The organism is Bacillus cereus group sp. Sample62 (assembly GCF_036851315.1).
Classification (GTDB): Bacteria; Bacillota; Bacilli; order Bacillales; family Bacillaceae_G; genus Bacillus_A; species Bacillus_A wiedmannii.
In genome coordinates this window covers 2,278,094-2,292,236 of the sequence record NZ_JAFLPK010000001.1, presented here as the reverse complement: position 1 = coordinate 2,292,236, position 14,143 = coordinate 2,278,094, and the positions used below count along the sequence as shown (strand labels likewise).

The following is a 14,143-nucleotide window of genomic DNA, read 5'->3' as shown; positions in this document are numbered from 1 at the left end:
ATTTCCTCCTTTCATTTACATATTAAATACTACAATACCTATAATCATTACTATTGTTCCCACAATATGATATCTCTCCATCTGTATCTTTTTTATTTGGAATAATCCCTTCATTTCAATTAGAGTTGCTGTTAATAATTGAGCAACCATGAGTGTTCCAGCTGTTAACGTAACTCCCATTGAATGTATTGCTATTGTTTCTGCGCAAATAATTAACCCACCAAGTGCACCAGCTACTAAATATATTTTTTTCACATCCTTTAAATCTGCTACTTTCTCTTCTTTCTTTAACAAAAATACAGTTGTTGCAATAAGGACTCCAATTAAATGCGTTATAATACTCGTTGACCATATACCGATATGTGAACTAAGTTTTGCATTAAATGTACCTTGAAGTGTAATAAATACGCCAGCTAAAATAGCAAATACAACGCCTTTCAAAAAATCATCTCCTAATCTTCTATTTCTGACTTAATTAAAAGCTATAATCCTATAAAGGCAAAAGGACAAATGTCACATCAGTATGAAAATAGCTACAAATGAATAATAAAAAACACAACTCAAAATATTTGAGAAGTGTTTTATCGCTTTATTTTTATATAATATTTTAATAATTATAACTACCCTATATTAACAGGTTTATTCTTCATAACAAACTTTCCAAATAAAAAACGCACAAGTGGCCCCATAATAATTAATTGTAATGGATACGCCAAAATGAAATTTTTAATAAAAATTGAAAAATACATCGATACAAATGAGTCTCCTTGTAGTCCACCATGTAAATACATCATAGCCATTCCGTAAAAAGACATAAAGAAAACCATTCCGATTACCATAGCTGTCGCCATCGCAACTATAATATTTATTTTCTTTGATTTATCAAACGATAACATGAATACAAGTTTTTTCGCACAAGGTCCAACAATACATATTTCAATTAATAATGCAATAATGAATCCAATTATTAGTTCTAATGCGATCTCCTTAATATGAATTGGTCCCCCTGCTCCATTCAGTAATACATTATAAAACGTCATTACAATAACCATCCCAAGGCACATCATCATACCAAATTGGAGGTTTTCCTTTCTTGTTGTTGGCAAGTTTTATCATCCTTTCTCTTTGAGTCTTTGTCATTATATCGATTGTGGAAACCTCTTCGTAAGTGAACATTTTGTGAACAAATTTAAAGCGCTATCATATATTTTCTTTACTTTCTGCTCAAATCCTTACTTTCATTTATAAAGGTTTTATATATCTCAATGTTGAATTATTAAATTTAACTTTGTAATACCTGATAGTTACTACTAGGAGGATAATCATGGATAAACAAGCGTTTTGCGCATATCACATCGTAACAAGGAAAAAAATGAATATTGGACAAATCATTCATTTCGATAAAAATCAAACGAATACCCTCTTTCATTTCTTTTTTGAAAGGGAACATTTAAATTCTAACGGTGAAGATTCCATGCAAATTTTAAAAGAACATTATACAAATGAAGAATTACATATAAATAATGAAAATGCTAAAGTAGTTATGAATTATATGGATCAAACAATTAGAGCCGTTAGAGAAACGATTGTAGAAATGGTAAGACTACAAGAATTCCCTGAATACCCTTCAAGATTATCTTGTTTATATGCTGCAAAGAGCTATGACGATGCTTTAAAATGGAAAACATTATTTAATTCTTACAATCGAGAAGTTTTGCAGATTGTTAAACTACGAGTAATTGGACATTGTTTTGAAGGTGACGGAAATCTTTTACCGAAAGAAGATGGTATTCCTTTTTCTCAAAAAATTGAACAAGCTAGAGGGTATTGGAAAGGAAATGTAAATAATGAACTTCCTGAGTTACTGATCAATGGAAAGATTGAAGTGGTGGAAATCATTGATGATTTTTCCACAATTCATATTTAATTCCTAACTAAATTATATAGGATGGAGATTACAATGATGAAAAAAGTGTACTTCAATCATGATGGTGGTGTAGATGATTTAATTTCACTATTTTTATTACTCCAAATGGATAATGTCAAACTTACAGGTGTTTCAGTTATCCCTGCAGACTGCTATTTGGAACCAGCAATCTCAGCAAGTCGCAAAATTATTGATCGCTTCAGCAAAGAAAATATTGAAGTTGCCGCATCAAATTCCCGTGCGAAAAATCCATTTCCAAAAGACTGGCGGATGCATGCATTTTATGTAGATGCTTTACCCATTTTAAATGAGTCTGGAAAAGTTGTAACACCCGTAGCAGAAAAACCTGCACATCATCATTTAATTGAAACCCTACTACAATCTGAAGAGAAAACAACTTTATTATTTACAGGGCCTCTTACCGATTTAGCCCGTGCACTATATGAAGCACCTATAATCGAGGGGAAAATTGAGCGCCTTGTTTGGATGGGAGGAACATTTCGTACTGCCGGCAATGTACATGAACCAGAACATGATGGAACAGCTGAGTGGAATGCATTTTGGGATCCTGAAGCAGTAGCTCGTGTATGGGAATCAAAAATTAAAATCGACTTAGTAACGCTAGAAAGTACAAACCAGGTTCCATTAACTATAGACATACGTGAACGTTGGGCAAAAGAGCGAAAATATATTGGTATTGATTTCCTTGGTCAATGCTATGCAATGGTTCCTCCCCTCGTTCATTTCTCAACGAACTCTACTTACTATTTGTGGGATGTATTAACTGCTGCCTTTGTAGGGAAATCTGACCTTGCAAAATTACAAACAATTAATAGTATTGTTCATACATATGGACCTAGCCAGGGGCGTACGGTGGAAACTGTTGCTGGACGACCTGTAAATGTAGTATATGATGTAAACCACAATGGATTTTTTAACTATATAACTGAATTAGCGAAGAAAGCTTCCACTTGAACCACTATCTATATGAAAAATAAATAGAATGGCATTATTTCAGACGATAAACCCCATATTTAGAATTTGTTTGAAACTACATATTTAACTATTGAAAAGAGTATTGAATTAACTTTCAATACTCTTTTTATGCAGTTTAATTACATTTGATTAGTGTAGTGTCTTACTAATTATTCATTTCATAACCATTTACAAAAAACGTAATTGTTTCTAATTCATCTTCATTTAATTCTCTATTTACGCCTCGTTTATACGCTGTCTTTATGTTTTCTTCATCGCCTTTATGAATTTCTGTATAAGTTCCTACTGTTTTTAACAAATGCATTTCTTGTAAAAACTCATCCCGACTTATAGCTGTCCCATGAGAAAGAATATAAGTTTCAGCATCAAATGCCTCCAACTCTTCTATTAATTTCAATGTTCGTTTCGTCGTATAGTTCCACTTTGAAGAGAAGATATCTGCATATATACAGTCTCCTAAAAATAATATCTTTTCTTCTTTCACGTAAATAACAACTGAATCATGTGCATGATCTCCGCCGACATGTTTTAACACGCATGTAACTTCACCAAGGTCTAATTCAATTTGATCCTGGAACGTTAAGGTTGGAGGAATAATTTTAATATTTCTCGCTTTTTCTTCAAACTCTTTCTTGATGCAATCCGTACAAAATTCAATTTCAGTTCCCTCTTTTACGCGTGCGTCCAACGCTTCATCTGTCCATTCATAAGATACTAGTGTCTGCATTTCTTCTTTCGTTTCAGCATGTGCAATAGTTAATGCATCTTGTAGTACAGGCAATCCAAAAATATGATCCCAGTGCCAATGCGTTAATGCTACGAAATCAGGACTTGATACATTTTGTTCTTTTAGCATTTCTAAAAATAATTGTGCATGTTCTTCTGAATTCCCTGCATCAATCATTAAAGTTTTTTCTTTTCCAACGACCATCCCTAATATAGGTCTATCTGTTTCAGAAACTGGTGTCATATACCAAAATGAGTTTCCTATTTTTTTAATTTGTTGCATAATTAGTTCCTCCATTTACTATTACTCTCTTCAATTATCTTATGTAAAAAAATTCTTTTCATCTAATATGCTTATTACTTTACATTCATATTTTTAAACTATCCTACTATTTCTTCTGACAAACAACCACCATTGAATAACAATCTTCCCCTAACTCATTTCCTTCCCAATCATTATATATATGTAATAATTCAAACCCATTCGCTACTAATAATCTTTCTAACTCTTGCGGATACGTATAGCGAAGATCAATCGTTGTTTTCAGTTCTTCTATTTTCACCTCCCCCTCATAAAACCTTCTTGTTGTTATGTAATGCTGTATTTGCTGAATTGAATCGTATGTCATTTCAGTATATAGATCGCATTTTCTTCCCTTTTCATCACGAATAGTTGTCCAATATTCTTCTGTAGATGGTTGTATTAATTCTTCTTTTGAAGGAAAACGTGTATCGAATATAAATATACCATTATCAGCTAACACATGATGAATAGATGTTAATAACTTATTTTGATCAGTATTCGTAAGAAAATGCTGAAATCCATGGCCAACCATAAATGCTAACGGAATCGTTTCTTCAATCTTTAATTGTAAGCAGTCTTGTTGTAGCCATTTTACTTTTTTACACTCCATAGATTTTCTCTTCGCTTCAGCAAGCATACCTTCATGTATATCTACACCCATCATTTGATATCCGTTTTCTATAAATGGAATTGTAACCCTTCCTGTACCGCAGGCAATATCTAGAATCCATTCATTTTGTATATTTAGTTTTTGTGCCCATGATAGTAAGAACGGAAAATCTGACAGACTTTTATTTTCTATATCATATCGTTTTGGATTTTCGTATTCAGATAAACTCCATTTTGTTTGCAAACGTATTCCCCATTTCATGTTTCCACTTAAATTTAATATATAAATTATAACGAATTATTAGTTTTTTCTCTATAATCAAACACAATTACTTGGACTAATCTAACTTTCCTTTTCGTAAGCTAAAAATAAGTGGAAGAATCGGAGTGTGATACGATGGAACGATTATGGATTCCTATGATAGTTACATTTTTTTCATTCGGTGGCTTATTATTAGGCGGTGCTGTTGGCATTGCTACGCGCCAGCTAATTGAAGAAAAAATGCATCGTTTATATGCATTATGTGGCGGAATTTTGCTTGGCCTTTTATCCCTTGAAATTATTCCTGAAACATTTGCAAGCTATGAAATAATCGGCCCTATACTCGGTATAGCTATCGGTATTTTGGTTATGAGTTTATTAGATAACTATTGTCATCATCCAATGATACATAAAAAAGATCAACAAGCGTGGCAAACTTTCCTTTTTCTTTCTTTTGCTATATTTATTCATAATTTGCCGAGTGGCTTTGCATTAGGTACAGCATTTATAAATCATAACGACTCTGCCATTCCTTTTTTACTTGCAATTGTAATTCACCATATTCCTGAAGGCTTAGCATTAATCATCCCCTTCCTCTTTACAAAGCATAAATACATTTCATTTTTATTAACGACTTTATTACTTTCACTTATTCTCGGAATTGGTACTGTTTTTGGCATTTTGATGGAAGGAAAAGCTCTACATTTACAAGGGCTCATTATGGGGAGCGCTATCGGTTCACTTGGCTATGTCACAATTCACGAAATGCTTTGGAAGGCTAAAAAACAGCTCTCCTTCCTTACATTTTTAATGTGGGAAACTAGTGGATTTTTACTAATAACAGTATTTACACTAGTTACTGGTCATCATTAAAGATAATAATATAATCATTTGTATATTTTTCCTTTTTCTCCAAAACATAATAGTATCTACCTATTATAAGGAGGAAAAATTATGTTTGGGAAAACAGCCGGTGAAGCATTAGTTGACCTATTAATTGACTGGGGAGTAGAACACATTTACGGAATGCCTGGAGATTCTATCAATTCTATAATTGAAGCTTTAAGAAAAAAACAAGATAAAATCAAATTCATTCAAGTTCGCCATGAAGAAGCTGGTGCACTAGCAGCAGCTTCCTATGCTAAGTTAACAGGAAAACTCGGCGTTTGTATGGCAATCGCAGGGCCGGGTGCTATTCATTTATTAAATGGTTTATATGATGCTAAACTCGATAAAGCCCCTGTTCTAGCAATTTCAGGTCAAGTTGAAACCGATTTACTCGGGACGGATTTTTTCCAAGAAGTAAACTTAGAAAGATTATTCGATGATGTTGCGGTATATAACCAGCGCATTATGTCAGCAGAACAGCTACCAGCTGTCGTGAATCAAGCGATTCGAATGGCGTATACGAAAAAAGGTGTATCTGTTCTTACAATTCCAGATGATGTTCCGAAATTCGAAGTAAAAAGTGGTGCTCGTGTTACAAATACTTCTTTTACATTACCTGAGTTATTTCCGCAAGAAGAAGATTTACACGCTGCAAAACTCGCAATAAATGAAGCGAAAAAGCCAGTTATTTTAGCTGGAAAAGGTACGAAACATGCGAGAGAATCTTTACTTACTTTCGCAGAACACATCGGTGCTCCAATTGTACTTACATTACCAGCTAAAGGAATTATCCCTGATGATCATCCACTTTGTATCGGTGGATTAGGATTAATTGGAACGAAACCTTCTTATGATGCAATGAAACATGCAGATACTTTAATTATGGTTGGTACTTCTTATCCGTTTACTGGCTTCTTACCCGAAAAAGCAAAAACAATTCATATCGATACTGATCCTGCCCAAATCGGGAAACGTTACGTAACAGATATCGGCTTAGCTGGTGACGCTGATAAAACATTAAAATGGTTAATTGAAAATGTAGAAAAACAGGAGGACCATTCCTTCTTAGAGCATCATCAAGAAATGATGAAAAAGTGGGAAGAAAAATTACACGATCAAGAAGACGATACTTCTACTCCAATTAAGCCACAACGTGTTATGCATGCACTGCAACAAGTAGCTCATGATGATGCAATATTATCAGTCGATGTCGGAAATGTAACAGTATGGACAGCAAGACACTTCCGTATGACAAATCAACAATTTATCATTTCTAGTTGGCTCGCAACACTTGGCTGCGGTTTACCTGGTGCACTTGCTGGAAAAATTGCTTACCCGAATAAACAAGTATTTGCAGTTTGTGGTGACGGTGGTTTTGGAATGACAATGAACGACTTCGTAACAGCTGTTAAATATAAACTGCCGATCGTGGTCGTTGTTTTAAACAATAATAAGATCGCCATGATTAAATTCGAACAAGAAGTTATGGGGAACATCGAATTTGGCACAGACTTAACAAACCCTGATTTTGCAAAATACGCAGAGGCGTGCGGAGGTATTGGATACCGTGTTGAGAATGTAGATGAACTACTTCCAGCTTTCGAAAATGCGATAAAACAAAATAGACCGTGTATTATTGATGTAGTTGTAGATGCAAATGAAGCACCAATGCCAGCAAAAATCACCTTTGGTCAGGCAGCTGGTTATACGAAGCATATGATAAAAGAATTATTTGAAGAAGGTAAGATTGATTTACCACCACTATAAACAAAAAAGATAGCTGAAAACGATTTGTCTTCAGCTATCTTTTTTGTTTTTGTATCTCTCTATAAAAGGAAAAATCATTCATATTAGTTTGTACTCGCTTCTCTTCCTTTACCTCTTTATCCTTGCTCCTTGGTGTTCTTACATTTCCTAGTTTAATCGCATCTTGCATACTATTACTAACTAGATTTCCCGCTAAAATTGTCATACTATAAAAAGCAATTGGTATAAGTACAATCCATGTATGTGTAGTTAAATGGCGGAAGTTTTGACCAATTAGGCCAGTCCATTCTTTTGTTACACTATCTGGATCCATTCCACTGAAGGTTATTGTTCCACCAAAAAATAATTGCAACAAACCAAGGTGTAAAAGTAGTAATAAAGTACTTACAAATTGTTGGGCTACTAATAAAAGAAATGACGGTAACATATGCGGCCATATATGGCGCTTCAACCTATGCCACTTACTTCCGCCGAGCACAGTAGCTGCCAACATAAATTCTTCCTTCTTAATACGCTTGACTTCTTGCGCTACATACAACATAACCGTTGGTACAGCAAGGCATACAAGTACTATAATTTGAAATGTCACACGCAAATATAACGGCACAACTTCCGCTCCACTGTCAAACGTTAAAACTTCATTTAACATAAAATAAGAAATCATAACCATCGGTACAATACTAAAAGGATTAAAAAAGGATGAAATAACTGGAAAAGAACGTTTACCATACATACCAAGAAGTAAACCAATTCCCCCTCCAACTATAACTCGTAAAATCGCTATAATTATACTCGCTCCAACTGTCCATTTCGCGCCTTCTATTATTAATTGAACAAGGTCACGACCTTTCACATCACTTCCAAACCAAAATTTACTTGATGGTGAAAATGGAGCTGCCTCTAGTTCCCCTTTTTCGTTATACATCATCGTAAGTTCACGAATATTACCATCAAAAAACACCGTATATCCAATACTAACAATCATTAGTACACTCAAAAAAGTAATACCTATCCAAAATCTCACATCTCTTTTTACAACTTGCCACATATTACACACGCTCCTTTATAACATTTTGTAAAAGCGTATGTAATATGCGAAATAGTATAAAAAGCGGCACGTATAATATAACTAGACTCACTGTAAATATTTCTAATTTAGAATTTTCTTTTACAAAAACAAACATTCCATATGTATTGAAAATCCATTCGATAATATATAAATTTGAAAGCATAAATAAAATATTTGTTTTCGCATAATAAATTGTCGTCAATAAAACATTTCTTGAAATATGATGTGTCAAAATATGCCGTAAGCTTAATCCTTTACTCTTGGCAAACAAACTATATTCTTTCTCTAATTCTTCTTTAAACCGTAATAACAACAGTTTAATAAACAATAATGTTGTTGGTATTGTAAGACATATAATTGGTAACAAACGTATCCTTTCTTCCCCTAATCCAGCCAGTTTGACCGGCATAAATCCTGTTTTTTGAAAAAGAATTACGACAAGAAGTTGTGATAATAAAATAAGTAATATATCTGGTATACTCTCAAGCGTAAGAAAAAACCCGTTCCACATTTTTTGTTTCATATGAGAACGCTGCAATACCCAAACGACAAGTATATATGCGATAAGCAAAGATAGTAAAAACGCTGAGAGAAATACAATCATCGTTTCAATATAATGAATCCAAATTTGCGGAAATAATTTTCTTGAGTCCCGAAATCCATATGTAATTTCACCCGGTTGTAGTAACTTCCCTCCAAGAAAAACAATCGTGTTCCAAAAACCGATTAAATCGATTTGCAATCCCTTAAATAAACGCGGCAGCGCACCTAGACAAATTATACATAAAATTGCAGCTACTAGTTGTAAACAAGTAACCCCACACCATTTAACAATTCGCATCAACATAACGAGTTCCCCTTATCACCAGATAGAATATTCAGAAATAAAAAACCAGATATTAAATCTCTTCAGCTATACCTTGCACGTGTTTCTTCCCACTAGGTAAAACGGCTTGATATAAACACGTAACAAAAAATAATAAACCAAATAAAATAATATACAAAGTATCTGCACGAATCCATTGCGGGAACAACATTGCTATCGCACCGAGAGATAACAACTGGAATCCTGTCGTTAATGGACTAAGTAAACTTTGAACGCGTCCCATAAATGATTCTTCTACAATTTCATACATCCATCCCATTATTGCAACATTAATAAATGGTAAAAAGAAAGTCGCAAAAGCGATACATACATAAAAAGACCATACGTGATTTACAAAGTAACACATACCGAAAAAGACCGCTGAGCCCGCCATACCAAATACAATAATAGGCTTAGGTGCATATTTCTTACCTATACTTGTTGCTACTATACTTCCAATTAATAATGAAATTCCTCCAACTACACCGCCCACCATCGTTAAACTTTCATACGTTGCTGGTGCTAATTTATATTTTAATATGTAAGTTGTGGATACGCTTAAAATACCATTCAATAATCCAAATACGATAAATCCTAAAAGTAATTTTTTTAAAGTGTCATTTTGATATATATACTTGATCCCTTCTTGAAACTCTGTTATTAACATTTTCAAATTAACTTCTTTCCATTTTGTTCTACCGTTTGGCAAACGCACTTTTTCTGGAATGGAAATCGTTTGGATCAAAATACCACTCATAATAAAAGTGAGCGTATTTACTAAAACGCTCCCGTAAATTCCAAAAGTCCAGTACACCATCGTTGCAATGCCTACACCAAACAAAGCATACAAACTATTTACCATTTGATTCATGCCCGCTGCTGCACCGTATTGGTCGGATTCAACTACTCCCTGTATCATCGACTGTTCTGATGGAGAGAAAAATTGTATACATGCATTTTCCAAAAATAAAAATATAAAGACGAGTATAATCATTCCGTAATAAAGCGAAATTAGAATTCCGATATTACAGAGCGAACAACATATATTACTTACCGTACAAATACGCTGTCTATCAAAACGATCCACTACTGTCCCTACTAATAGAAAAAAGATTAATGCAGGTAATGCCACCATAATTTGTGTCATCGTTGCGTAAACTGGTTGTTTTCCGTATTGATCTAGCAAATAAAACATTAAAGAAACTCCAGCAATCATAGAACCGAGTCGCTCTAAAATATTTGCTAGAAAAAAACGTGCATACACTTTGTTACGAAATAACTGTAGCATTTCTTTCATACTTCTAACCCTTTCCCGCGACAAAATTTTATTTTTTCAGTCATTTCTTGGAAGTTATATTATATTTTTTCGACCATTATCCAATCTTTTCCTTCTATATAGAGAACATTATAAAAAGACTCTTGTCTTTTATACAAGAGTCTTTTTATTTAACTTCGCTTCACGTAATGATATATAGCTAAGCTCTTTTTACGTCTCGCTACCTTTTTTAATTCTCTAAAGTTAGGATACACTTTATTTATTTTACGAATGTATCGCACATCCACTTATAAAATTTTTCTTTCTCTTCAAATTGTGGATAATGAGCTGATTTCTCAAAAGTAATAAATTCTTTTTGATCTGCTTCAATCGTATCAAAATATGTTTTTGCTGCATGAAATGAAGTGTTATAGTCATATTTCCCCATAAGGATATAAAGCGGTAATTTCATTTTAGTCACCTTAGTAGGCAATGGATTCTTTAAATCCTTTTCTAATAAGACAGTTTGAGAATGTGATAATCCAACGTTATAACGAATTACGTCCAACAAGTTATATTCATTACTGAGTAACATTCCAATGTTATCATCATCTGGATTTTCAATGCCTCTTGATGTTCCACCATATTTCGCAACATACTTTCTCGGAGTGTATGTATCGCCATTTTTAATTTTTTCAGTCAACCCATTTAAATAGGTAACCTCATCTGTATTACCAGCATTTTGTGCCTGTTCAATCACATAATTTAAACTATCCATTTCACTTTCAACTGTATCACTCATCTGCCCTATGCCAACATATGCTTCATATTTTTCAGGAGCTTTATTGGCAGCTTGCATTCCGATATATGTACCGTAAGAATGACCAACCAATATTACTTTTTCTTTACCTAGACGTTTTGAAATATAATCTGTCATAGCTAATAAGTCTTCTACAAGAAGATCTGATGTAAGATTCGAATAGTCTTCAAAGAAATGATACGACTTCCCGCTCGCTCTTTGATCGTAATTAACAACTGTGAATTTCTCTTCCAATAAGTCTTGGTATTTTTGAGCATATGGTATTTCTGAAGTACCTGGTCCACCATGTACAAAAATAATAATCGGATTGTTCTTATCTTTGCCGCGTATCATAATTTCATGATCACTTCCATTTATCTCTACTTTCTCTAATGTACTTATACTGTTTTTTCCCTTTATTTGCGAAGTCCATGTAGGAAATATTAGTGCTACGATTAATAATAGTGTGGTGATGACACCAATAAGTTTTATTAATTTTCTTATCTTCTTCATAAGTAGTCTCCTTTCTTTTAAATTTATAAAAACATCAATTTAGTTCTGTAAAACTACCTCAAAAAATATGAATGTACAACAATCACAATTTCCAATTTCACCTTGATCTTTTGTACATTCTTAATATCCCACACACTTCTTAACTTTCAGCTATATAAACTCTTAATATTTTCTTAATTTTCAATACATTAATAATAGGAAGGTTTAGTCACAATGTATTATAAATTAAAAAGTCCTTGTTTTCTAAACAAGGACTTTTTTATTAAACTATTCCGCTACTTCTTCTTTCGGCATTACCATACCTTTATAAAGTTGGACAGTAATCCAGTAATAGATGAAATAAATGACTAAGAAAATCCCTATTGGCACCCACACTTTCACAAACGGGTCAACTAATATAAAGCTGAATAAGTTAAGCCCTACTAACACGTGGGAAATTCCAATAATTGCTGGGAAGATAAATAAATATGAAATTTCTTTATATATACTTTTTGTTAACATACTACGTCTCACACCGATTTTTCGTAACATTTCATAACGGCGTACGTCACGAGAAGCACCTGTTAATATTTTGAACATTAGCGAACTTGCCATCATTGCTAAAAAGGCAATTCCGAGGAAGAATCCCATAAACATTGTTCCACTCATGAAACTGTTCATAAACTGATAAATTGTCATTTTCGTATATAGTTCTACTTTTGTACCTGTTGATGTTTCAATTAACTCTTTTTGCCTCTTATCTATATCCAGCAACAACGGTTTATATTTTTTCATATCGTCTACTTTTGCTAATGTTACACTATGTTCCGTTCCTTGAACTGCTTTGTAGTGTTCTTCATCAGCAATTCTTACAGGTTTTCCGTTAAATTGATTATGTGTAATTTGTATTTCTCTTACAACCGCATCTTCCCAATCCCTTGGCATACGAGGAAGTTTATTCGCTGCTTCGGGAGCTTCCAAAGCAGAATAAACAGGTTCAGTTAAAGGTTCAGCCACACGTTTTCGAGCTGGCTCTTTTAAAGTTTTTGTATCAAAGTGATCAGAAACAAGTGGTGGTTTCGCAGTTAAGTCGTTACGTAAATAATAAACCGCTTCTCCATCTACTTTATACTTGTACTTACTTTCTTCAACAATTTTCATTTCTTTCAAGGCCGCATTATCTTGATCATTTGGATCATGAATTACAACATCATATACACGAGAAAAGTCTGTCATAATGCCGACATTTTTTTGAAACGCCATACCTGCCGTCATTGCCCCTGCACCTAATGCAATTAACATCGCTACTGTACCTAGTACTCTCGATAAGCTATTTACGCGAAAGCGTAACTGTGCATATGTAAAACTATTTAAGCCCGTTTCATTTCGTTTTTTATTCCCTTTAATTTTCATCACAAAAAATGGGAGCAATGAACTAAAGATAAAATATGTTCCAAGTGTTGTAACGATTGTCGCTATTATAAAACCGATTTCAGCAAACATTTTTATATTTACCATAAAATAGTATCCTGTACTTACTAGTAATACACCAAGTACAGTCATTATAATAATACGAGTTTTACTTTTCTTCACTTCATCTAATGTTTCATCTTCACGTATTAATTCTAATTCTGTTTTACGTAATAAACGGATGCTATTCATTAAACCAGTAATAAAAAATAGTATTAAGAAGAAAATAGCTGTAACTAAGATTGCTGGTGTATATACAGATAAGTAACTACCTTTCGCTGAAATTTCCATACCATTCATTAAAAAGTTTCCTGCTACACTTGCAAGTAACATCCCTACTAAAATCCCGATAATAATACTGACAATACCCATACCGAATGTTTCAATAAATAATAATTGTGCTACTTTTTTCTTTTTCGCACCGAGCATCATATACATACCGAGTTCTTTTCTTCTTAATGTGAGTAAGAATGAATTGGCATATATAATATAAAATACAGTAATGAAAGATAATAGTATGGCCCCTACCCAGAAAACGAGCCTAATACTACTAATAAGACTATTATCCTTCGTAAATTCACTATTCATCGCCATCGTTTGGAACATGTAGAAGATACTAATACTAATAACGAGACCAATAAGTAAAACCATATAATCTTTTAACATCTTTTTCATACTATGACGTGATAATTTGAATAACATAGTCTCGCCCTC

The 14,143-nt window shown here is 33.4% G+C and carries 13 protein-coding genes; 4 read left to right on the top strand and 9 right to left on the bottom strand.

Going from position 1 to position 14,143, the window contains the following annotated elements:
- Positions 1 to 15: 15 nt before the first annotated feature.
- Together J0835_RS11590 and J0835_RS11585 are read right to left on the bottom strand one after the other, a co-directional pair.
- Positions 16 to 441, bottom strand: a complete 426-nt coding sequence (locus J0835_RS11590) for a DMT family transporter (RefSeq protein WP_087980387.1) — start codon at positions 439 to 441, stop codon at positions 16 to 18.
- 179 nt (positions 442 to 620) lie between these two features.
- The gene (locus tag J0835_RS11585) at positions 621 to 1,106 is read right to left on the bottom strand and encodes a DUF2798 domain-containing protein (RefSeq protein ID WP_087980386.1); all 486 of its coding nucleotides are present in this window, start codon (positions 1,104 to 1,106) and stop codon (positions 621 to 623) included.
- Between the two features lie 218 nt (positions 1,107 to 1,324).
- On the opposite strand from J0835_RS11585, the gene J0835_RS11580 reads away from it, so the two are divergent.
- Both J0835_RS11580 and J0835_RS11575 read left to right on the top strand, forming a co-directional pair.
- Entirely contained in the window at positions 1,325 to 1,927 is a 603-nt protein-coding gene (locus J0835_RS11580; RefSeq protein WP_087980385.1) for a DUF2441 domain-containing protein, read from the top strand.
- A gap of 33 nt (positions 1,928 to 1,960) precedes the next feature.
- Positions 1,961 to 2,902 carry a nucleoside hydrolase gene (locus J0835_RS11575; protein ID WP_140386747.1) on the top strand — a complete coding sequence of 314 codons (942 nt, stop codon included), beginning with the start codon at positions 1,961 to 1,963 and terminating at the stop codon, positions 2,900 to 2,902.
- Between the two features lie 166 nt (positions 2,903 to 3,068).
- Here the strand turns inward: J0835_RS11575 and J0835_RS11570 are convergent, their stop codons facing one another.
- Positions 3,069 to 3,932, bottom strand: a complete 864-nt coding sequence (locus J0835_RS11570; RefSeq protein WP_087980383.1) for an MBL fold metallo-hydrolase — start codon at positions 3,930 to 3,932, stop codon at positions 3,069 to 3,071.
- Positions 3,933 to 4,038: 106 nt separating this feature from the next.
- Positions 4,039 to 4,824, bottom strand: a complete 786-nt coding sequence (locus J0835_RS11565) for a class I SAM-dependent methyltransferase (protein WP_087980382.1) — start codon at positions 4,822 to 4,824, stop codon at positions 4,039 to 4,041.
- A 135-nt stretch (positions 4,825 to 4,959) separates the two neighbouring features.
- Here J0835_RS11565 and J0835_RS11560 point away from each other — a divergent pair, with 135 nt between their 5' ends.
- Both J0835_RS11560 and J0835_RS11555 read left to right on the top strand, forming a co-directional pair.
- Entirely contained in the window at positions 4,960 to 5,697 is a 738-nt protein-coding gene (locus J0835_RS11560) for a ZIP family metal transporter (RefSeq protein WP_087980381.1), read from the top strand.
- Between the two features lie 81 nt (positions 5,698 to 5,778).
- Positions 5,779 to 7,479 carry a pyruvate oxidase gene (locus tag J0835_RS11555; protein WP_087980380.1) on the top strand — a complete coding sequence of 567 codons (1,701 nt, stop codon included), beginning with the start codon at positions 5,779 to 5,781 and terminating at the stop codon, positions 7,477 to 7,479.
- A gap of 34 nt (positions 7,480 to 7,513) precedes the next feature.
- Here the strand turns inward: J0835_RS11555 and J0835_RS11550 are convergent, their stop codons facing one another.
- From J0835_RS11550 to J0835_RS11530, 5 genes are all read right to left on the bottom strand, one after another.
- Positions 7,514 to 8,527, bottom strand: coding sequence for an ABC transporter permease subunit (locus J0835_RS11550; protein WP_087980379.1), 1,014 nt, complete (start codon positions 8,525 to 8,527; stop codon positions 7,514 to 7,516).
- Position 8,528: 1 nt separating this feature from the next.
- Positions 8,529 to 9,395 carry an ABC transporter permease subunit gene (locus tag J0835_RS11545; RefSeq protein WP_140386746.1) on the bottom strand — a complete coding sequence of 289 codons (867 nt, stop codon included), beginning with the start codon at positions 9,393 to 9,395 and terminating at the stop codon, positions 8,529 to 8,531.
- Positions 9,396 to 9,447: 52 nt separating this feature from the next.
- On the bottom strand, positions 9,448 to 10,734 hold the full coding sequence (locus J0835_RS11540; protein WP_087980378.1) for an MFS transporter: 1,287 nt from the start codon (positions 10,732 to 10,734) through the stop codon (positions 9,448 to 9,450).
- Positions 10,735 to 10,948: 214 nt separating this feature from the next.
- Positions 10,949 to 11,980: an alpha/beta hydrolase gene (locus J0835_RS11535; RefSeq protein ID WP_087980377.1), complete on the bottom strand. Its 1,032-nt coding sequence runs from the start codon at positions 11,978 to 11,980 to the stop codon at positions 10,949 to 10,951.
- Positions 11,981 to 12,247: 267 nt separating this feature from the next.
- The gene (locus J0835_RS11530; protein WP_087980375.1) at positions 12,248 to 14,131 is read right to left on the bottom strand and encodes an FtsX-like permease family protein; all 1,884 of its coding nucleotides are present in this window, start codon (positions 14,129 to 14,131) and stop codon (positions 12,248 to 12,250) included.
- Positions 14,132 to 14,143: the final 12 nt, after the last annotated feature.